Annotated in this window: 22 protein-coding genes; 13 read left to right on the top strand and 9 right to left on the bottom strand. The window is 59.8% G+C overall.

The window, feature by feature from the left end:
* The first annotated feature begins 66 nt into the window (after positions 1-66).
* Positions 67-1461 carry an argininosuccinate lyase gene (argH, locus tag CL546_RS16320; protein ID WP_290496806.1) on the top strand — a complete coding sequence of 465 codons (1395 nt, stop codon included), beginning with the start codon at positions 67-69 and terminating at the stop codon, positions 1459-1461.
* A gap of 69 nt (positions 1462-1530) precedes the next feature.
* Here argH and rnk read toward each other — a convergent pair whose 3' ends face one another.
* The gene (gene rnk / locus CL546_RS16315; protein WP_290496804.1) at positions 1531-1926 is read right to left on the bottom strand and encodes a nucleoside diphosphate kinase regulator; all 396 of its coding nucleotides are present in this window, start codon (positions 1924-1926) and stop codon (positions 1531-1533) included.
* A 247-nt stretch (positions 1927-2173) separates the two neighbouring features.
* Between rnk and lptM the strand changes: the two genes are divergently transcribed.
* The 3 genes from lptM to CL546_RS16300 all read left to right on the top strand — a co-directional run bounded on the left by lptM (position 2174) and on the right by CL546_RS16300 (position 4705).
* Positions 2174-2359 carry an LPS translocon maturation chaperone LptM gene (gene lptM / locus CL546_RS16310; protein WP_290496802.1) on the top strand — a complete coding sequence of 62 codons (186 nt, stop codon included), beginning with the start codon at positions 2174-2176 and terminating at the stop codon, positions 2357-2359.
* 2 nt (positions 2360-2361) lie between these two features.
* Positions 2362-3603: a diaminopimelate decarboxylase gene (gene lysA, locus CL546_RS16305; RefSeq protein ID WP_290496801.1), complete on the top strand. Its 1242-nt coding sequence runs from the start codon at positions 2362-2364 to the stop codon at positions 3601-3603.
* Positions 3604-3700: 97 nt separating this feature from the next.
* A complete protein-coding gene (locus tag CL546_RS16300; RefSeq protein WP_290496800.1) occupies positions 3701-4705 on the top strand; it encodes a Solitary outer membrane autotransporter beta-barrel domain in 1005 nt (334 codons plus the stop codon).
* Here CL546_RS16300 and nhaC read toward each other — a convergent pair.
* Together nhaC and CL546_RS16290 are read right to left on the bottom strand one after the other, a co-directional pair.
* On the bottom strand, positions 4692-6167 hold the full coding sequence (gene nhaC / locus CL546_RS16295) for a Na+/H+ antiporter NhaC (protein WP_290496799.1): 1476 nt from the start codon (positions 6165-6167) through the stop codon (positions 4692-4694). The two genes, CL546_RS16300 and nhaC, sit on opposite strands and share 14 nt — an antisense overlap.
* Before the next feature lie 177 nt (positions 6168-6344).
* Entirely contained in the window at positions 6345-7193 is an 849-nt protein-coding gene (locus tag CL546_RS16290) for a 23S rRNA (adenine(2030)-N(6))-methyltransferase RlmJ (protein WP_290496798.1), read from the bottom strand.
* 217 nt (positions 7194-7410) lie between these two features.
* Here CL546_RS16290 and dapF point away from each other — a divergent pair, with 217 nt between their 5' ends.
* The 5 genes from dapF (at position 7411) to CL546_RS16265 (ending at position 11096) form a co-directional block, all read left to right on the top strand.
* Complete coding sequence (gene dapF / locus CL546_RS16285; RefSeq protein WP_366604585.1) at positions 7411-8259, top strand: diaminopimelate epimerase; 849 nt, start codon at positions 7411-7413, stop codon at positions 8257-8259.
* A 66-nt stretch (positions 8260-8325) separates the two neighbouring features.
* Positions 8326-9051 (top strand): DUF484 family protein, encoded by a 726-nt coding sequence (locus CL546_RS16280; RefSeq protein ID WP_290496796.1) that lies wholly within the window; start codon positions 8326-8328, stop codon positions 9049-9051.
* A gap of 16 nt (positions 9052-9067) precedes the next feature.
* Positions 9068-9991: a tyrosine recombinase XerC gene (xerC, locus tag CL546_RS16275; protein WP_290496794.1), complete on the top strand. Its 924-nt coding sequence runs from the start codon at positions 9068-9070 to the stop codon at positions 9989-9991.
* 65 nt (positions 9992-10056) lie between these two features.
* Positions 10057-10764, top strand: a complete 708-nt coding sequence (locus tag CL546_RS16270) for an HAD family hydrolase (RefSeq protein ID WP_290496793.1) — start codon at positions 10057-10059, stop codon at positions 10762-10764.
* A 17-nt stretch (positions 10765-10781) separates the two neighbouring features.
* The gene (locus CL546_RS16265; RefSeq protein ID WP_290496791.1) at positions 10782-11096 is read left to right on the top strand and encodes a YqcC family protein; all 315 of its coding nucleotides are present in this window, start codon (positions 10782-10784) and stop codon (positions 11094-11096) included.
* A 151-nt stretch (positions 11097-11247) separates the two neighbouring features.
* Here the strand turns inward: CL546_RS16265 and CL546_RS16260 are convergent, their stop codons facing one another.
* Positions 11248-12228 carry a ChuX/HutX family heme-like substrate-binding protein gene (locus CL546_RS16260; RefSeq protein WP_290496789.1) on the bottom strand — a complete coding sequence of 327 codons (981 nt, stop codon included), beginning with the start codon at positions 12226-12228 and terminating at the stop codon, positions 11248-11250.
* 390 nt (positions 12229-12618) lie between these two features.
* Entirely contained in the window at positions 12619-12795 is a 177-nt protein-coding gene (hemP, locus tag CL546_RS16255; RefSeq protein ID WP_007149677.1) for a hemin uptake protein HemP, read from the bottom strand.
* 280 nt (positions 12796-13075) lie between these two features.
* Here hemP and CL546_RS16250 point away from each other — a divergent pair, with 280 nt between their 5' ends.
* The 3 genes from CL546_RS16250 (at position 13076) to CL546_RS16240 (ending at position 14881) form a co-directional block, all read left to right on the top strand.
* The gene (locus CL546_RS16250; RefSeq protein WP_290496787.1) at positions 13076-13570 is read left to right on the top strand and encodes a DUF6231 family protein; all 495 of its coding nucleotides are present in this window, start codon (positions 13076-13078) and stop codon (positions 13568-13570) included.
* A 79-nt stretch (positions 13571-13649) separates the two neighbouring features.
* Entirely contained in the window at positions 13650-14342 is a 693-nt protein-coding gene (locus CL546_RS16245; RefSeq protein WP_290496786.1) for a hypothetical protein, read from the top strand.
* Positions 14343-14458: 116 nt separating this feature from the next.
* Positions 14459-14881 (top strand): OsmC family protein, encoded by a 423-nt coding sequence (locus CL546_RS16240; RefSeq protein WP_290496785.1) that lies wholly within the window; start codon positions 14459-14461, stop codon positions 14879-14881.
* Between the two features lie 190 nt (positions 14882-15071).
* On the opposite strand, the gene CL546_RS16235 is transcribed toward CL546_RS16240, so the two are convergent.
* The 4 genes from CL546_RS16235 to CL546_RS16220 form a co-directional block, all read right to left on the bottom strand.
* On the bottom strand, positions 15072-15581 hold the full coding sequence (locus CL546_RS16235) for a dihydrofolate reductase (RefSeq protein ID WP_290496784.1): 510 nt from the start codon (positions 15579-15581) through the stop codon (positions 15072-15074).
* A gap of 73 nt (positions 15582-15654) precedes the next feature.
* Positions 15655-16488: a thymidylate synthase gene (locus CL546_RS16230; RefSeq protein ID WP_290496783.1), complete on the bottom strand. Its 834-nt coding sequence runs from the start codon at positions 16486-16488 to the stop codon at positions 15655-15657.
* Entirely contained in the window at positions 16485-17282 is a 798-nt protein-coding gene (lgt, locus tag CL546_RS16225; protein WP_290496782.1) for a prolipoprotein diacylglyceryl transferase, read from the bottom strand. The genes CL546_RS16230 and lgt overlap by 4 nt, the downstream gene beginning before the upstream one ends.
* Positions 17283-17288: 6 nt before the next feature.
* Complete coding sequence (locus CL546_RS16220) at positions 17289-18092, bottom strand: sulfite exporter TauE/SafE family protein (RefSeq protein ID WP_290496781.1); 804 nt, start codon at positions 18090-18092, stop codon at positions 17289-17291.
* 169 nt (positions 18093-18261) lie between these two features.
* Here CL546_RS16220 and CL546_RS16215 point away from each other — a divergent pair, with 169 nt between their 5' ends.
* Positions 18262-19035 (top strand): NRDE family protein, encoded by a 774-nt coding sequence (locus CL546_RS16215; RefSeq protein ID WP_290496780.1) that lies wholly within the window; start codon positions 18262-18264, stop codon positions 19033-19035.
* Positions 19036-19037 lie beyond the last annotated feature (2 nt).

Here is a 19037-nt window from a genome sequence, read left to right as displayed (position 1 = left end):
ACTCCCAAGGAATACTGTCTCCCTGCTATACTTGCGCCCCCGCAAACCAAGCGTTGAGCAAGTACGATGACTGACAAGCAGCAGAACAAACTCTGGGGCGGCCGCTTCAGCGAGTCCACCGACCAGTTCGTGCAGGAATTCACCGCCAGTGTGAACTTCGACCGCCGCATGTACCGTCAGGACATCTACGGCTCTCAGGCCCATGCCACCATGCTTGCAGAAGTGGGCGTGCTCACCGATGAAGAGCGCGACGCCATCATCCAGGGGCTGCGCGAAATCCAGCTGGAAATCGAAAACGGCGAATTCCAGTGGTCCGTGGCACTGGAAGATGTGCACATGAATATCGAAGCGCGGCTCACCGACAAGATCGGTATCACCGGCAAGAAGCTGCACACCGGCCGCTCCCGCAACGACCAGGTGGCCACCGACATTCGCCTGTGGCTGCGCGACGAGCTGCTGATTCTGGAAGAACAGTACCTGCACCTGATGGTCGGCCTGCTGGACCTGGCCGAACGTGAAGCGGCCACCATCATGCCCGGCTTCACGCACCTGCAGACCGCCCAGCCGGTGACCTTTGGGCACCACTTGCTGGCCTGGTTCGAAATGCTCAAGCGCGATCGCGAGCGCCTGTTGGACTGCAAGAAACGGGTTAACCGCATGCCGCTGGGCGCCGCCGCCCTGGCCGGCACCACCTACCCGATCAACCGTGAACGCACCTGCGAGCTGCTCGGGTTCGACGGCGTCTGCGAGAACTCGCTGGACGCCGTAAGCGACCGGGATTTTGCCATCGAATTCTGCGCCCTGGCCGCCCTGACCATGACGCATCTGTCACGGATCAGCGAAGAACTGGTGCTGTGGACCAGCGCCCAGTTCAATTTCATCAACCTGCCCGACCGTTTCTGCACCGGCAGCTCAATCATGCCGCAGAAAAAGAACCCGGACGTGCCGGAACTGGTGCGCGGCAAGACCGGTCGCGTCAACGGCCACCTGGTCAGCCTGCTGACCCTGATGAAAAGCCAGCCACTGGCCTACAACAAGGACAACCAGGAAGATAAAGAACCGCTGTACGACACCGTGGATACCCTGAAAGGCAGCCTGCGCGCTTTCGGCGACATGGTTCCGGCCTTGGAACCCAACCGGGAAGTGATGCGCGAAGCCGCCCGTCGCGGTTTCGCCACCGCCACCGATCTGGCCGACTACCTGGTGCGCAAGGGTATCGCTTTCCGCGACTCCCACGAGATCGTCGGCAAGGCCGTGGCTTATGGCGTGGAGAAGAAAAAAGACCTGGGAGATATGTCCCTGTCTGAGCTGAAGCAATTCAGTGACCAGATCAACGACGACGTGTTCGACGTCCTGACCCTGGAAGGCTCAGTCAGTGCCCGCAACCACATCGGCGGCACCGCCCCCGACCAGGTCCGCGCGGCCGTGGCCCGTGCCCGCGAGGCGCTGGATAACACCTGATACTGACCATTCGGCAAGGCGGGCAGATTCAAAATCTTCCGCCTTGCCTCTCTGGAACCGGTCTATCCGTTATCCCAGATCTTCGCCATTGGCTTCCGGCTGATACTCAACAGCAAGAATCTCCAGTTTCAGGGTCTTGCCGTTGGGCGCCGGCCAGTCGATGCTCTGCCCCACCGACAAGCCCAGCAACGCGGCCCCCACCGGCGCCAGTATCGACACCCGCTCCGGACCGTTATCCTGCGGATACACCAGCGTCAGGCTCATTTCCCGGCCACGCCCCTGCTCCCGGCAACGAATCCGCGAATTCATGGTAACAACGTCCGCCGGCATGTCCCTGGGCTCTACCACCGTGGCCCGCAACAGCTCTTCCTCCAGGCCATCGGCCACTTCCCCATCCACATCAGACAGCAGCGCCTCCAGACGGGCAACGTCTAAACGGGACACGGTAATGACGGGAAGCTCCATGATTTTCTCCTTAAAGTAAAACGCCCCACACAGGCACGCACAGGCCAACAATGCTGAATACATTCAGACACAGGCGAGGCACACACAGAAGGGGCGAAACGATCAACAGAAATGCGTCCACATTACGCAGACTATGCAGCGATAGTAGACGTGATCCGTTTTTTCTCAAGCGGCGTTATCGGACACCACCACATTACCTCCAGAGTCACGAACCGTTATACTCACACCCCAGCAAACGGAGTACCCCATGCGCCCATTCAGCCTGTTACTGTTCCTGCTTCTGGCCGGCTGCGGCCAGAAAGGCCCGCTGTACTTTGATCAGGAACGCAACGCGGCAACGCCAGCCGACAGCAACCAAGCGGCGCAGGCCGACGCCACAGACAGTGACGACACCCAAGACGAAGACGACGCCAACGCGTCCGGACAGGAATAATCATGGACCCCTTTCAGTACCGCGACGGTGAATTGTTCGCCGAAGAACTTCCCGTAGAGCAACTGGCAGATCGCTTCGGCACGCCGCTCTACCTGTATTCCCGTGCGGCTCTGGAGCGTCATTATCTGGCCTTCGATGAAGCCTTCGGCGACCACCCTCACCAGGTGTGCTACGCGGTGAAAGCCAACTCCAACCTGGCGGTGCTGAATGTGCTGGCCCGGTGTGGCGCCGGGTTCGATATCGTCTCCGGGGGCGAACTGGAACGAGTGCTGCGCGCCGGGGGCGATCCGGACAAGATTGTCTTTTCCGGCGTGGGCAAAACCGCCGATGAAATGGCCGCTGCCCTGAAAGCCAACATTCATTGTTTCAATGTGGAATCCGCCGCGGAGCTGGAACTGCTGAATCTTGTGGCCGGCGAACTGGACATGGAAGCGCCCATCGCCATCCGGGTAAACCCGGACGTGGACGCCCAGACCCACCCCTACATTTCCACCGGCCTGAAAGACAACAAGTTCGGCGTGGACATCAACAAGGCCCCGGCCCTGTACCAACGCGCCCACGAGATGCCCCATATCCGCATTCTCGGTATCGATTGCCACATCGGCAGCCAGCTCACCAAGCTTGCGCCCTTTGAAGACGCCCTGGAACGGGTATTGAAGCTGCTGGCCCAGCTGCAGGAACACGGCATCGAAATCCATCACCTGGATCTGGGCGGCGGCCTGGGCGTCACCTACGATGACGAAACCCCACCGGACCGTGCCGCTTACGTGCAGGCCCTGCTCAAGCACATTCCCGGCGAGCTGCCCGTACACATCGAACCGGGCCGCTCCATTGCCGCCAACGCCGGCCTGTTCATTACCCAGGTGCTGTTCCTCAAGCCCACCGAGCACAAGAACTTCGCCATTGTCGACGGCGCCATGAACGACCTGATTCGCCCCAGCCTCTACTCGGCCTGGCAGAACATTGTCCCGGTAAAACCCCACGACGCCGATTGCCGTGAATGGGACATCGTTGGCCCGGTGTGCGAAACCGGGGACTTCCTGGGCAAGGATCGCACTCTGTCTCTGGAAACCGGCGACTTGCTGGCCGTGCGCAGCGCCGGCGCCTACGGCTTCGCCATGGCCAGCAACTACAACAGCCGCAACCGCCCCGCTGAAATCATGGTGGATGGCGACCAGGCCTTTGTGGTGCGCCAGCGGGAAACCTATGACGAGCAGCTGAGACTGGAATCACTGCTCCCCTGAAGCACGACCTGGCAGGACACAGAAAACGGGCTTCGGCCCGTTTTTTGTTTTACGCTTTGGCTGACACGGTCACGCTCTGGATTGGATCCTGCACATCATGAGTTTCCGCTCCTCCCTGCCATCACTCTTCTTGCCAGTGCTACTGCTGGCCAGCGCTCCTGGCAACACGGCAGCCAACAACGCTGTTAACCGGGCCGTGCAATTGAGCCTTGCGGAAAGTTTTGTCACCGCCAACCTGCTGACCAGCGGCGACGCGGTACGCTTCGGCTTTTGGGACTTCGACCCCAACACCCTGCTGAACCTGAACGATGACAACTTCGGCTCGCTGGAATCCCAGGAACTGCGCCAACGCATCACCACCTTTAGCTTGCCCTACACCTGGCAAACCCCTCTGGCAGAAACCGGCAATACCTTGACGCTAGGCGCCAAGGCTGCCTATGTGGAAAACGCTCAGGAAACCCAGATCATCAGCAGCACCAGCCAAGCCAAAGACGAAATCAAGAGCTCGGTCAGCTCCCTGAGTGCCGGAGCGGCATTCAGCCGTCGGCTGTCCACCCACTGGGACATTACCTTTTCCACCTACGCGCACTGGATGCGTTACCGCAACGACACTCAATTCAATACCGCCGATTCCCAGGCCATCGCCCCCGCCATCAACGGGCTTATCACCAACTACAACGCGGATGCCTGGCTGCTGGAGCCCAGCAGCCGGCTCACCTACTTCATCGGCGGTGAGCATGCCGAAGTGCAGTTGTTCAGCGACATCCATTATGTCACCGGGCGCACCTTCAACATCGACCATACCGCTCACGACGTGGCACCAGAAGCCTGGTACTGGTCCCACGGCGCACGCTGGAAACACCCTTTCGTCACCCGCATCCTGCCCGGCCAGAACGTGTGGATGCAGGCATCACGCTACGATCTGGGCGGCGATCTGGAAGGCTCCCTGGGCAATCATTATTACTACGAGGCAGGCGTGGGGTGGCTGCTGGATATGGGCAACCGCATTCCCTTCATGGACAACATCGGTATCGGCATCAATCTGAATTACGGCAGCCTGCTGCGCGGCGGCACGCTGGTGCTGCTGTTTAACGAGGGGTAGCGTGCGCTGACCGGTCAGGCGGGACAAGTCGCAGCACCTTGATCCCCAGCCAGGCATAGACCAGCGCCAGCACAGGGTTGATCAGATTGAAGAAAGCATAGAAAAGATAATCCGTCACCGGTACCAACAACACCGACTGCATGTAGGCGCCGCAGGTATTCCAGGGAATAAGCGGGCTGGTGATGGTGCCACCGTCCTCCAGGGCACGGGACAGGTTCACCGGGGCCAGCCCCTCTTTTTCATAAGCCTCACGGAACATGCGCCCGGGCATGATGATCGAGATGTACTGGTCGGCGGTGAGAATGTTACTTCCGAAACAGGTCACCAGTGTGGCCGCAATCAGCCCTGCTGCGCCTTTTACTGCGGCTAACAGCCCTTCGATCAAACGGGCCAGCAAGCCTGCGTGCTCCATGACGGCACCAAAGGTCATTGCACAAATAATCAGCCATACTGTGTTGAGCATGGATGCCATGCCACCGCCGGACAGCAGGTCATTCAACGTGGCATCACCGGCTTCCACGGTGATGCCTTGATAAAAGGTCTGCCACACCACTTTCAGGGCCGCCACACTGTCTGGCGCAGCCACGCCGGCTTGCGCGGCAATCGCTTGCGGCTGAAAAATCAGGGCCCACACTCCGCCCAACAGCGCCCCCAGAAAGATAGCCGGCAATGCCGGCATCCGCTTGAGTGCCAGCACCAACAGCACCAGCAAGGGCAACAGGTGCAGCACGGAAATATCAAACTGGCTTTCCAGCCCCTGCAATAGCGGGGTTATCCGGTCTACGCGGTCACCGGCAACATCCGCATTCAGCCCCATGACCAGAAAAATCAGCAGGGCAATGCCAATGGAAGGCACCGTGGTCCATAGCATCAGGCGAATATGTTCGAACAATTCCGAACCTGCCACCGCTGGCGCCAAATTGGTGGTTTCAGACAACGGTGAAATTTTGTCGCCAAAATACGCGCCGGAGACCACCGCACCAGCAGCCACCGGCAACGACAACCCCAGACCGCTGGCCACCCCGATCAACGCCACACCCACGGTGGCCGCCACGGTCCAGCTTGAGCCGATGCTCAGGGCAATAATCGCGCAGATCAGGCAGGCCGCTGCATAAAACAAGGAAGGGTTCATCAGCTCAAGGCCGAAGTAAATCAGTGACGGCACAATACCCGCCAGCCGCCAAGTGCCGATCAAAGCCCCCACGCTGAGCAAAATCAGCACAGCCCCCAACGCCACCGAAATGCCTTTGATCATGGCGGTTTCAATATCCCGCCATGCCATGCCGTTCTTGAAGGCGATCAGTGACGCTAGGCCAGCACAAAACAACAGGGCAATCTGATTGGGGCCGGACGATGCGCTATCACCGTACAGGTACACCGCCGACGCCAGCAGACCTACCAGCACCACAACAGGAAGCAGGGCATCGAGCAATGAGGGGCGGCGATATCGGGATTCAGTCATAGCGGCAACATTCTGCGGCTGAGCGTCGGTTATGCCTGACGGATAGCCAGTAAGCACTCACCGTCGGGGCAGAAAGCGGCGCAGTCTATCAGCGGTAAGGCAGGGCAGCAGCACCGGTCGTCGGAGATGCCAGCGCGCGACACAAGCCGGCAGCGCCGTCCCATTCCGGCTGGAGCGTCATTCCGCTTTTTCCCCTGTCAGTTGCTTCACCAGCGTATGCCCATTGGCATCACACAGCGCGTCTTTCAATAACGGCATGGCCTGAGCCATGTGCTGGGCCAGCGTGTAAGGCGGGTTGATAATCAGCATGCCGGTGCCGGTCATGCCACGGCCGGAAGCATCCGGGCGCACACAACACTCCACCCGTAACAGGTTGGGAATGCCGGCTTTCACGAAACGGCGAATAAAACTTTCTGTGCGATTGCGATCCAGCACCGGATACCAGATGGCATAGGTGGCGGTGGCAAATTTTTCCATGGCCATCTGCACCGCAGGCAGCACGCCGTTGTAATCCGCCTCCATTTCGTAGGAGGGATCAATCAGCACCAGGCCGCGCCGATGCTGTGGCGGAAGCAGAGCCTTCAGGCCTTGCCAGGCGTCCTCTTTAAGTACCTGCACGCGCTTGTCGTCAGCAAACTCACGCTTGAGCAAGGCAAAGTCGGTGGTGTGCAGCTCAGTGCATTGCAACACATCCTGCTCGCGCAGCAGCCGGGCACTAATCTGCGGCGACCCGGGATAGTCGGTCAGCCGGCCCACCGGGTTCAGCTTTTCCACCAGCGACACGTACTGGTCAATCACCCCAACCCCGGTGCGCTTGCCAAATAATTTGGCAATCCCTTCCTGGTACTCACCTGTCTTCTGCATGTGCTCGCTGGCGATGGCATAGCTGCCTGCGCCGGCATGGGTGTCATGCACGGTGAACGGTTTGTCCTTCTTTTTCAGGTACTCGATGATTGCCACCTGCACAATGTGCTTGAGCACATCCGCGAAATTGCCGGCGTGGTAACTGTGACGGTAGGAAAGCATGACGGACACCTGAACAAGAAATGGAAAACGCCTCGCGGCGACAGAGTCGCCGCGACTAATGGGCGATTGTACCTTGCCCGGCAGGCCGAGGGTCTGTTTTTTGACTCATCAACGGGAAGAATCAGCACCATAGGCATTTTGCGCCACCCCGGGCACTGATTTCAGCCCCGCGAGGCCGTACAATGTCCTTTTAACAACCACGTCAGCGGACAACGGCATGAACCTGCGCTTTACCAAAATGCACGGCCTGGGCAACGACTTCATGGTCATCGACGGCATGCGTCAATCTCTGCCAGAAACCGGCCTGCCACTGCCTGCGGACGAAATTCGCCGCCTGGGTGATCGCCACTTTGGCGTGGGTTTCGACCAGATGCTAATCGTGCAGCCGGCCCGTGCCGCTGACGCGGATTTCCGCTACCGCATTCTCAACGCCGACGGTTCCGAAGTGAGCCAGTGCGGCAACGGCGCCCGCTGCTTTGCCCGCTTTGTGCGCGAACAGGGGCTCACCGACAAGCGAGAAATCCGGGTAGAAACCGCCGCCGGCCAGATGACCCTCACCGTCACCGAGGATGAGCAAGTCACCGTGGACATGGGCGCGCCCCGCTGGGCACCCGATGCCATCCCCATGACGGCCAAAAATGAAGCGGACAGCTATTTCCTGGTATCCGGCACACAGGCCTGGGAAGTGGGTGCAGTGGGCCTGGGCAACCCCCACTGCACCCTGCTGGTAGAGAACGTGGATACCGCCCCGGTGGACTCTGTCGGCCCACTACTGGAAAGCCACGAGCAATTCCCCGAGCGGGTAAACGTGGGCTTCATGCAAATCGTTAGCCGCAACGAAGTCCGCCTGCGCGTCTACGAGCGGGGCGCCGGAGAAACCCTTGCCTGCGGGTCCGGCGCCTGCGCCGCTGTCGTTATCGGCCAGCGCCGAGGCTGGCTGGATACCGCCGTCACCGTGCACCTGCCGGGCGGCGCCTTGCACATCTGCTACGATGGCCAGGGCGGCATCCAGATGACAGGCCCCGCCAGCCATGTCTATGATGGCGCTATTGAGATCACTCTTTAGCTGGCGACGACAAAGACCAGCAACGTCAGTGCCGACTGACCCGAATGATGACAAAGGACAGGATTGATGACGGATCAGACCCCAGCCAGCGCCGACCAGGTCGCCGCCTACCTGCGTGAACATGCCGATTTCTTTCAGCATCGCCCGGAGCTGCTGGAACTGTTACGCCTGCCCGATTCCAAAGGCCAGGCGGTATCGCTGCTGGAACGTCAGGCGTCGATTCTGCGCGAGCGCAACACCGAGTTGCGCGACCGGCTCAACGGCCTGCTGGATGTGGCCCGGGAAAACGATCACCTGTTCGACAAGACCCGCCGTCTGACCCTGTCACTGTTGGAGGCCCGCGGCGCCGAAAAACTGTTCCGCAATCTTCTCACCAGCCTGAGTTCGGACTTCCATTGTGATCAGGTGGCGCTGATGCTGTACGACCGGGAAGTCCCTATCCTCGGCGACCTGCGTAACCAGATCCGCTGCGTGGACAGCGACGCCCTGCCCAGCGCCCTCAACCATCTTCTGCGCAGCGGCAAAGCTGTATGCGGTGCCATGCGCACGGAAGAAATGGAAGCGCTGTTCCAGGACAATGCCACCGACATTCGCTCCGCCGCCATGGTGCCACTGGAATATCAGGGCCGTCTCGGGCTGCTGGCCATTGGCAGCAAAAGCGCCATGCACTTCCGCAGCTCTCTGGGCACGCTGTTTATTACCCATATTGGCCAAGTCCTGAGCCGTCGCCTGCACGAAGTCGTGCGCCAGTACCCTCATCAAGCAGCCAAGAAAACCAGCGATATCAGCTAAACGAGAGGCGCTAACCGTGGACAGCGACAGCACTGGCACAGCGCCAACGGTCAACGCCTTCCTGACTCACCTGGCCAGCGAGCGCCGTCTTTCCCCGCATACCGTCAGCAGCTATCAGCGAGACATCATCGAGGCCCGCAAGATCCTCGGCACTCAGCCCTGGGATACTCTCACCGTCCATGACATCCGCAGCCTGGTCGCCTCGCTGCATCGCCAGGGGAAAAGCGGTAAAACCATCCAGCGCATGCTCTCCACCCTGCGCACGTTCTTCCGATACCTGATGCGCGAAGGGCTGGCCCGTGATAATCCGGCCATGGATATTCGCGCCCCGAAAAGCGGCAAACGCCTACCCAAGGCACTGGATGCGGATCAGGTCAGCCACTTGCTGGATGCCGGCACCAACAGCAGCGAACCGCTGGCCCTGCGCGACCAGGCCATGATGGAACTGCTCTACGCCTGCGGCCTGCGGCTGGCAGAGCTGTTGAGCCTGAATCTGGACAGCATCGACCTGCGCGATGGCCAGCTACTGGTCACCGGTAAAGGCAACAAGACCCGCCAGCTACCCGTGGGCAAACCCGCCCTCACTGCCGTACGCCGCTGGTTGAAAGTGCGCACCTTGCTGGTCAAAAGCAACGAACAAACCGCCCTGTTCATCAGCAAAAACGGCCGTCGTCTGTCGCCATCCAGTGTGCAGCAGCGGCTCAAACGACACGCTCTGGAGCGCGGGCTCGATGACCACCTGCACCCGCACAAACTGCGCCACTCCTTTGCCACTCACCTGCTGGAATCCTCCGGCGACCTGCGCGCCGTGCAGGAGCTGCTCGGCCATGCGGACCTGGCCACCACCCAGGTTTACACCCATCTGGACTTCCAGCATCTGGCCCAGGTTTACGACGGCGCCCACCCCCGCGCCCAGCGCAAAAAAGACGAAGACGAATAAACCCTCCCCCTGACGCCAACAAACCTGTGTGCTGCAACTACCGGTTTTACGATAAACTAGCGCCCATGAGCACACTCAAGCTGATTACCTTCGATCTGGACAACACGCTTTGGCCCGTGGATGAAGTAATCCGCAAGGCCGAAAAAGCGTGCAGTGACTGGATTGCTGACCGGCACCCGGATGCCGCCCGCGCCCTCAACGCAGAACGGGTGCGCATGGTGCGCACCACCCTGCTCAAGGAGAACCCCGGCTACCTGGACAACCTGACCGCTCTGCGTCAGGACGCCATGACCCGGGCCTTCATGGATGCCGGCTTCAACGATGCCGAAGCCCGCAAGATTGCCCTGGACGCCTTCGCAGTGTTCCATCAGGCTCGCAACCAGGTATCGTTCTTCCCCGGTGCCCGCGACGTGCTGGAAACACTGGCCGACAGCTACCAGCTCGGCGCCCTCACCAACGGCAACGCAGACCTGCGCCAGATCGGCATCGCCGACCTGTTCGCGTTTCACCACTCCGCGGAAACCATCGGCAAACGCAAACCCGCCCCGGACATGTTCCATGCCGCCCTGCAATCCGCCGGGGTTCAGGCTCACCAGGCCGTCCACGTGGGAGACCACCCGCTGGAAGATGTGCACGCTGCCCGCGAGCACGGCATGCACAGCGTCTGGGCCAACCTGATTGACCTGCCCTGGCCGGTTGAACTGGAGCGCCCCCGTCACCATATCCACAACCTGCATGAGCTACCGGATCTGGTGCCGCTCTTCGATGACTGACCGCGGATGATTTCCCCATGAGCCAACGCGCCCAACTTGCCTCGCTACTCGATGACCTGCAAACAGAACTGGACCAGCAGGGCCTGTGGGCCCCGCAACCGCCCGCCCCGTCCGCCTTTGACAGCAGCACGCCATTTTTTGCCGACACCATGAACTTCAGCGAGTGGCTACAGTGGGTCTTCATCGCCCGTTTCCGGGCCATTCTGGAAGCGGACCATCCCCTGCCCGGACAATGCGATATTGCCCCCATGGCTGAGGAAGCCCTGAAAGGTATGGAGCAGGACGTGACAGGAATCATCAGTCTGATCAAGCAATTCGATGATCAGTTTTGAATGAACTGACAAAGCGCCTGACACGGGCTGACGACAGCCCTGCCTCGCTTCAACTTATTACTCCAGCCTCTGCCATGCGGCAGGAGCACCGTAGAAAAGTCGCGGCTGAAACGTCTCTACTTTTCCCAATCCAGTCGAGCGTAGCTCGTAGCTAGCGAATAACACTATCTTTCAACAGCGCCCGCCACTGGCTTTCCTCGTCGCCGGCGGACAGGGTCCACAACCACTGGCCACGGCTATCCAGCGCTTCCAGGGCAGTGACCACCTCCCCATCACCCGGTTTGCGCAGGCGCCACAGGCTGTCCATCTTGGCCATGTCCAGCGACACCAACGCACCGTTATGAGCCAGATGGCAATGGCTTCCCTGCCAGCGCGGCGAGGACCAGGGCGCGGTCATGCACAGGCGCACCCCCTGATTGCCCACGCACAAGGTGGTTACCGTGTCCCGGACAGCAGCCTCAGCCAGCACCGCGGGCAAGGTTTCCGGCCGCACCTGGCAGGCGAAACTGTCACGCACCGAACGGTACAAAACGTCGCGCTGCTGGTCGCAGCGCTGCAACAAGCCGGCAAAATCCTCGTCATCCGTGCTGCTGGCCCAGTCCCGTTCCAGCTGACTGAGTGATCCGAGGTCTCCGGCCACACTGCGCGGCAACACCGCCGGCAAGTTGAGCGTTTGCTGGTCCGGATGGAGCATGGCGCACACCAGCTCTTCGAACGCCAGGCCACCACTGTCCGGGGCCACCGCCATCTGCTGCAGGGGCTGCCCGTTACGATCAAAGAAAACCAGGCTACGGGCCGGCAAGGCGCCAGTGGGTTCCAGCACCGCCAGGACCGAATGCCACTGCCCGACCTGCAAGCTCTGCCGCAAACGACAGCGCTCCCCCACGGACTCCAGCCACCATTCACCAGGCACCCCGGACTCACCATCCTGCAGGGCTGGGTAATGCATGTTCTGGGAAATGCGCGAACCACTGGAGAAGGTCGTCACCACCAGTGAACCCAGCCGGTACAACGCTTTGAGAATTGCCAGCGGCTCATCCTGCAACCGCAATACCCGGTCACCGAGTGCGGCGCCACACTGCCTCAACAGAGGAGATGTGGCCGGGGCCGAGGGCCATGCCATGACAGACATACTGCCTCCAAAAAAATAGCGCAGCAGGCAACATGCTTCACGCCACAACGCGGTGACAGAGTCATAACTATTGCCGCTTACTGCCGTGCCGAAAGAGTGGGCGCGGCTGGCAGACAACATAATGACAACAGGTCCTGCGCGTTGCGGCAGGTGGCATACTGCATGCCGAAGGGCCTTAAATTAGGTGTGGAAAGCTGGCTGCGGCTGGCGGATCCACGTCAGGGAGAACAATGAGAAGCGGCATGCGACACGCTCAACGCAACAACACGCACAAAGCGCTTCTGATTTTCAAAGCCCGAATCCCGCGTGAAAAACGTGAGCGCGGGGCAAGGCTTTTAAAAACCGACAATCAACGACCGTGTTGTTGCGTATAGCGTGTTTCGTGCGGCGTCACTTGGTCAGGATCAATTTGTTGTTGGACGTACGGCGCAGCTGGTAACGCTCACCGGCATGCTCGATCCACAACTTGCCCTGGTGGTTAAGCAGCAAACCGCTGGCCACACTGCTTTCCGCATTGATGGCAACCTGGCGCGTGGTAGTGGCAACGTTTTTCTTTACCTGAGACATGCTGACCTCCTTTTCGTATATGAGAATCATTATCATTATTGATTGGACAGTCGTCAACGCCTGTTTTTCATTTTCTGATGAAGATCTCATTTCAGTGGTCACTGCTCTGGCCTGCCCACCCCAACCTCCCCGCGGCCATCGTTAAAACACGCTGTCAAAGACCACTGGGGTATCGATAACTGCAGTGCATCAAAAACTGCAAAACGCTACCCAACCCCCTATCGAAAGCCACCCATATTGGCGTTAGACTGAAATCATGAATATTGCGACGGCACACTCCATGACCGAATCTCCACAGGAACGCCTGGCCGCTATTCTTGATAGCCACCAGCCTTCCTCCATTTTGACTGTCAGCCTCAACCCCATTCCTGTCGTTGCCCAATGGTGCAAAGACCACAACTGCACCCTGCTGGAAATTCAGGAACAGAACCCGTTCCCCGCTCTGGATGACATAAACCGGGTAGACATGGCCATCGTGGCGGATCAGCTGGAATACATGCCCCAGCACGACGGCGAGGCACTGATGGGGTTGCTCCGCAACCTGCACACCGACTCCATGGTCGCCGTGTACCAACCCACCCTGGCTCCGCAAAGACTGCGCTGGCCGGCCAACGGGTTTCTGGCTCTGGGGTGTCGTGAACAGGGGCATTTTGCTGAAGACGGTCGCGAGTTGAACATCTATAGCTACGATCTGGATAACTACAATTTCGAACGCAAGTGGAATAACCCGCGCTTCTGGGCCAACCCGGAAAACTGGGGAAAATACTGGTGGTAGCCCCAGCAGGGCGCTGCGTTCTGGAAATGGACGCAGCGCTGTCGTATGGTTGCGCCGTCGACTGAATTGATGGCTCACCATGATCGGACACCGTTTTCGCGAAATTTTCATCTTCTGGTGGCGGCACCTTGGCCCGCTGTTTCTGGTCACCGCACCCTTTGCACTGATTACTGAAGCCACCCAATGGGTCTTCGGCCCATCGTTCGTGCTACCGGAAACCGAAGGGGCGGCCCTGCAATTCAGCGGCATTAGCCTGGCCATTATTTTGTTGGTACGCCCCCTGGCCGAAGGCGCGCTCTATGTACAGCTGTCCGCCAGCAGCAACGGGAAACCACGCGGGCTGCTCGCCTGTACGGCGCCGGCGTTACTGGTCTACCCGCCCCTGCTCCTTACCTATGCATTGATGGCGGTTGGCGTGTCACTGGGCTGGATGGCCCTGTTCTTCCCGGCGGTATGGGTCTATACCCGCCTGTGTTACGCCCCTCTTCTGGTGATCCTCAAACAACAAAACCCCATAGAAGCCCTGCGCCAGTCCTTCCGGATGACACAATCACAGCAATGGCCGCTTCTACTAATCCTGGTACTGGTATTCCTCGCCTACCTGATGATGAGCAGCCTGGTCGCCAGCGCTATCCTGGGTGTGGTCAGCCATACCACCGCCGCCTCGTTACTGGCCGCTCTGCCGGTATCGCTGATGAGCGCTCTGGTGAATATTGCTGTGTTCCGTTACTGGTCCTTAAGCCAGCCCGACGGCCCTTCCAGGGCCGCCTGACGGCGAGATAGCGGCGCTGGACCCAAGTCGTCATGGCAAGCGGCCATTTTGATGGCATACTGCCCTGACAGGTGCTGGGAACAACCTGCTAACGACGCATCAACCGGGGAAATTTCGTGCCACAACACACCATGCATTTAAGCTGGACCGCCCACGGCGATCAGGAGCATTACCTCTGGCACCTTGCAGACGGCAATGAAGTGCGCGTGGTCGATGGCCATCACGGCCATCAGGAATTCATGGAACCGGAAGAAGCCTTCCTGGCTGCCCTGGCCAGCTGCCACCTGCTCTCGTTCCTCACCGAAGCAGCCCGCGAAGGGTTGTCAGTGGCCAGCTACGATGACGACCCCCAGGGTGTGCTCGGGCAAAACGACCAGGCAAAGATCTATATGCAAACCATGGTGCTACAACCGCTAGCCACCTTTAATGGCGAGCAACCGGACATCGCCAAAATCCAGGCTCTTCACCAGCGCGCCCACGAAAAATGCTTTATCGCCCAGTCAGTGAGAAGTGAGATTCGGATCGAACCGCGCCAGTAACAGCAGTTACAAACTGAAAGTTGAAAAGGAAAGCCGCGTCCGCCTGTATGGCTGCACGCGAAAGATGACATTTGCTGAAACGGAAAGCCCCAAAAAAAAGGCCACGTCCTGATTCCGGGCGCGGCCTTTTTCGGTTAGGGGTATGCCCCAACCTTCAACGCGTTTGATCGTTACACTTTCAACTTTGAACTCATTTCCTCTCGTAGACCACGAAGGAATAGTCGTAGGGATTCGGGCCTTCGGCGGCGAAATCTTCGCGGCCAATCTCTTTCCATTCAGATCTGTCGTATTCCGGGAAAAAGGTGTCCCCGTCCACGTCAGCGTGAACCTCGGTGAGATAGAGCCTTTCGGTCTGCGGCAGCGCCAGCGCATAGATTTCGGCCCCGCCCATAATCACCGCTTCTTCCTGTCCTTCAATGAACGCCACATTCTCTGCCATGGTGATGGCGTCACCCACGGTGGCCACCACCTTGGCGCCCTCAGCCTGATAATCCGGCTGGCGGGTAATCACGATATTGGTGCGCCCGGGCAGCGGCCCCTTCAATGATTCCCAGGTCTTGCGGCCCATGATCACTGGCTTGCCAAACGTCACCTGCTTGAAGTACTTCAGGTCATTGGGCAGATACCAGGGCAGCTTGTTGTCGCGACCGATCACATTGTTGCTGGCCTTGGCGACCATCATGGAAAGACGAATGGACATTTAAACCTCGCAGCAGGCAACACGCTTCATGCCTCACGCGTGCTGGCGTGTTGCGTGAAGCGTGAGGCGTCTCTTAAATCGCCACCGGCGCCTTGATGTGCGCGGCGGGTTCGTAATTGCTGACGGTGAAATCGTCAAAGGTAAAGGCAAACAAATCTTTCACCGCCGGGTTCAGCGTCATTGTCGGCAGCGGGCCGGGCGTGCGGGCCAGCTGGGTGTCGGCCTGCTCCAGGTGGTTGGAGTACAGGTGCGCATCGCCCAAGGTGTGAACAAAGTCGCCCGGCTGGAGGTCACACACCTGCGCCATCATCAACGTCAGCAGCGCATAGGAGGCGATGTTGAACGGCACCCCCAGGAAAATATCCCCGCTGCGCTGATACAACTGACAGCTGAGCTTGCCGTCGGCCACATAGAACTGGAACAGGCAGTGGCACGGCGGCAACGCCTGCTTGCCCGCGGCGGCATTGGCATCCGGCGAAATGGACGGGTCCGGCAATACCGCCGGGTTCCAGGCGCTGACCACCAGGCGTCGGGAGTCCGGGTTGCGCTTGATTTCTTCCAGCACCTCGCTGATCTGGTCAATCACTGTGCCATCCGGGGTTTTCCAGCTACGCCACTGCTCACCATAAACCGGGCCCAGCTCGCCCTCAGGGGTCGCCCAGCCATCCCAGATGGATACCCCGTTTTCTTTCAGGTAGCGGATATTGGTATCACCGGACAGGAACCACAGCAGCTCATGAATAATCGAGCGCAGGTGCAGCTTCTTGGTGGTGAGCATGGGAAAACCCTGGCTCAGGTCGTAACGCATCTGATAGCCAAACACCGCATAGGTGCCGGTACCGGTACGGTCTTCCTTATAGATGCCGTTCTCGCGGACGTGACGAAGCAGATCAAGATATTGCTTCATGGCTTCACTCCTCGCTCATCGTTTCGATACGCCCAAACCAGCATGGCAATACCGAGAATAATCATCGGGATGCTCAGCAGCATACCCATGGTTAACCAGCCGCCAGCCAGATAACCGATGTGGGCGTCCGGCTCCCGGAAGAATTCCACAAAGGTGCGTGCGCAGCCATAACCGATACCGAACAGGGCCGTCACCGCCCCCGCCGGGCGAGGTTTGGCCGAATACACCCACAACACCAGAAACAGCACCACACCTTCCAGCATCATCTCGTACAGCTGGGAAGGATGCCGCGCGATCTGCAGCGGATCGGTGGGAAACACCATGGCCCAGGGGGCATCACTGGCGCGGCCCCACAGCTCAGCATTCATGAAATTACCGAAGCGGCCTGTGGCCAACCCGATGGGCACCATGGGCACCATGAAATCCGCCACCTGAAAATACCGTTTGCCGGTTTTCCGGGCGAACAGCCAGAAGGCCACTAGCACCCCGATGGCGCCACCGTGGAAACTCATGCCCCCGGTCCACACCGCAAACAGCCACAGAGGGTCAGCCAGGAACTTGTCGATATTATAGAAGAACACGTAGCCAAGCCGGCCACCGACGATCACGCCCATGGCACCGTAAAACACCAGATCGCCCACCTGATCCTTGGTCCAGCCGGAATGGGGCTGCTTCGCCCGGTACATGCCCAGCAACCAGGCCGCAGCAAAACCGAACATATACATCAGGCCGTACCAGTGCACTTTCAGGGGGCCGAGGGCGAACGCCACCGGGTCGATCTGCGGGAATTCCATAGGTTGTTATCCAAAAGCCAGTTTGAGGCCAAGCACAAAAAGCACCAGAGCGAAGACCTTTTTCAAGGTGGCGGACGGCAGCCGGTGGCTGAGCCGCGCACTCAAGCGCGCAAACGGGAAGCTGGTGAGCACTATACCGGCTGTGGCAGGCAAAAACACATAGCCCAGCGCCCCATCCGGCAAGTGCTGCTCATTCCAGCCCGCCACCGCAAACCCCAGTGTGCCGGCAATCGCAATCGGCAGCCCACAGGCAGAGGAAATGGCCACGGCTTCCTGCATTTTCAACCGGCACCAGCTCAGAAACGGCACCGTCAACGAGCCACCGCCGATACCGAAAATGGCGGAACCGGTTCCGATCAGCAGTCCAGCCAATCCCAGCCCCGGCGCCCCGGGCACCCGTTGCGGCAGGCTTTCATCCACCGTTTTACGCCCCACCAGCAACATCTGCAGGGCAATCAACATGGCAAACAGACCGAACAAGCGGGTCAACAGTTCCCCTTTCATGGCATCGGCAATGAATGCCCCGGCGAAGGCCCCCAGCACAATGCCTACCCCCAAACGCAATGCCACCGGCCAGCGCACGAAGCCGGCCTTGTGATGCGTGCGCACCGCGCTGATAGAGGTAATGATGATGGTACTCAAGGACGTGGCCACCGCCATCTTGGCAACCAGCTCATCGGGAAATCCCAGGCCGTGAAACAGAAAAATCAGGGCCGGCACGATGACCACGCCCCCACCCAATCCGAGCGCCCCGGCCAGCAGGCCAGCGCCCACACCAACCCCCAGACAGATCAGAAACAGTTCCAGCACAACCTCTCCAACACAACTCGCGGCAAGGCAGGTATGCTAGCACGGGTGAATGCCGGACGCCGGACGCTCGAGGCCTGACGCTGAACCCCGTCAGGGCCCCAATCATTGGAACAACAACCCAGCCGTGTTGGTGGCGTCAGGCGTGCGAGAGACAAAAGAAGGAAAACCCATGTGCATTGTTCTGCTCGACTGGCAGCCTGGATCAAACACACCATTGAAAGTAGCAGCGAACCGGGATGAGTTTCATGCACGGCCGGCGGAAGCGGCGCGCTGGCGCGGCGACATTTTCTGTGGGCTGGACCTGACCGCCGGCGGCACCTGGCTGGGCATCCACCGTAATGGTCGCTTCGCCGTCGTCACCAACTACCGCGAGCCCATCACTGACCGCCAACCCGGTGAACGCTCCCGGGGCCTACTGCCTTTCGCCTTTCTGGAAGGGGCACAAACCCCGGAACAGTTCAGCCACAGCCTCGCAGAAGAGCAGCATCACTACGGCGCCTTCAACCTGCTGGTGGGCACCGTGAGCGCAGACACCAGCCACGACAGCCTGTGGTATCTGGGCAACCGTGGCGCGGCGCCGCAGGCGGTCCAGCCCGGCATTCACGGCCTCAGCAATGGCCTGCTGGACGATCCCTGGCCCAAGGTAGAACGCGCCAAACAGAACCTGGCCGACGCCACCGCCGCAGGCGGGAGTCTGGAGCAGCTACTGCAGGTGGTTAACGATCATTATCAACCCAGCGACAGCGAACTACCCGACACCGGTGTGGGGATGGATCTTGAGCGGCTGGTGGCGCCCGTCTTTATCCAGTCGGAAACCTACGGCACCCGCGCCAGCAGCGCGGTGATTCTGGACCGTGATCAGGGGCCGCAAATGCTGGAACAAGTGTGGCAACCGGACGGCCACGCCGCCGGCCACCCGAATTGCAGCTTCAGCAACGCTTAACC

The sequence above is a fragment of the Alcanivorax sp. genome (assembly GCF_002726155.1).
GTDB lineage: Bacteria > Pseudomonadota > Gammaproteobacteria > Pseudomonadales > Alcanivoracaceae > Alcanivorax.
This window is presented reverse-complemented; position numbering and strand designations above follow the sequence as displayed.

Excerpts from the sequence above, each read along its gene's own strand:
- argH (WP_290496806.1), top strand. The coding sequence starts at position 67 with ATGACTGACAAGCAGCAGAACAAACTCTGGGGCGGCCGCTTCAGCGAG.
- rnk (WP_290496804.1), bottom strand. The coding sequence starts at position 1,926 with ATGGAGCTTCCCGTCATTACCGTGTCCCGTTTAGACGTTGCCCGTCTG.
- lptM (WP_290496802.1), top strand. The coding sequence starts at position 2,174 with ATGCGCCCATTCAGCCTGTTACTGTTCCTGCTTCTGGCCGGCTGCGGC.
- lysA (WP_290496801.1), top strand. The coding sequence starts at position 2,362 with ATGGACCCCTTTCAGTACCGCGACGGTGAATTGTTCGCCGAAGAACTT.
- CL546_RS16300 (WP_290496800.1), top strand. The coding sequence starts at position 3,701 with ATGAGTTTCCGCTCCTCCCTGCCATCACTCTTCTTGCCAGTGCTACTG.
- nhaC (WP_290496799.1), bottom strand. The coding sequence starts at position 6,167 with ATGACTGAATCCCGATATCGCCGCCCCTCATTGCTCGATGCCCTGCTT.
- CL546_RS16290 (WP_290496798.1), bottom strand. The coding sequence starts at position 7,193 with ATGCTTTCCTACCGTCACAGTTACCACGCCGGCAATTTCGCGGATGTG.
- dapF (WP_366604585.1), top strand. The coding sequence starts at position 7,411 with ATGAACCTGCGCTTTACCAAAATGCACGGCCTGGGCAACGACTTCATG.
- CL546_RS16280 (WP_290496796.1), top strand. The coding sequence starts at position 8,326 with ATGACGGATCAGACCCCAGCCAGCGCCGACCAGGTCGCCGCCTACCTG.
- CL546_RS16270 (WP_290496793.1), top strand. The coding sequence starts at position 10,057 with ATGAGCACACTCAAGCTGATTACCTTCGATCTGGACAACACGCTTTGG.
- CL546_RS16265 (WP_290496791.1), top strand. The coding sequence starts at position 10,782 with ATGAGCCAACGCGCCCAACTTGCCTCGCTACTCGATGACCTGCAAACA.
- CL546_RS16260 (WP_290496789.1), bottom strand. The coding sequence starts at position 12,228 with ATGTCTGTCATGGCATGGCCCTCGGCCCCGGCCACATCTCCTCTGTTG.
- hemP (WP_007149677.1), bottom strand. The coding sequence starts at position 12,795 with ATGTCTCAGGTAAAGAAAAACGTTGCCACTACCACGCGCCAGGTTGCC.
- CL546_RS16250 (WP_290496787.1), top strand. The coding sequence starts at position 13,076 with ATGACCGAATCTCCACAGGAACGCCTGGCCGCTATTCTTGATAGCCAC.
- CL546_RS16245 (WP_290496786.1), top strand. The coding sequence starts at position 13,650 with ATGATCGGACACCGTTTTCGCGAAATTTTCATCTTCTGGTGGCGGCAC.
- CL546_RS16235 (WP_290496784.1), bottom strand. The coding sequence starts at position 15,581 with ATGTCCATTCGTCTTTCCATGATGGTCGCCAAGGCCAGCAACAATGTG.
- CL546_RS16230 (WP_290496783.1), bottom strand. The coding sequence starts at position 16,488 with ATGAAGCAATATCTTGATCTGCTTCGTCACGTCCGCGAGAACGGCATC.
- lgt (WP_290496782.1), bottom strand. The coding sequence starts at position 17,282 with ATGGAATTCCCGCAGATCGACCCGGTGGCGTTCGCCCTCGGCCCCCTG.
- CL546_RS16215 (WP_290496780.1), top strand. The coding sequence starts at position 18,262 with ATGTGCATTGTTCTGCTCGACTGGCAGCCTGGATCAAACACACCATTG.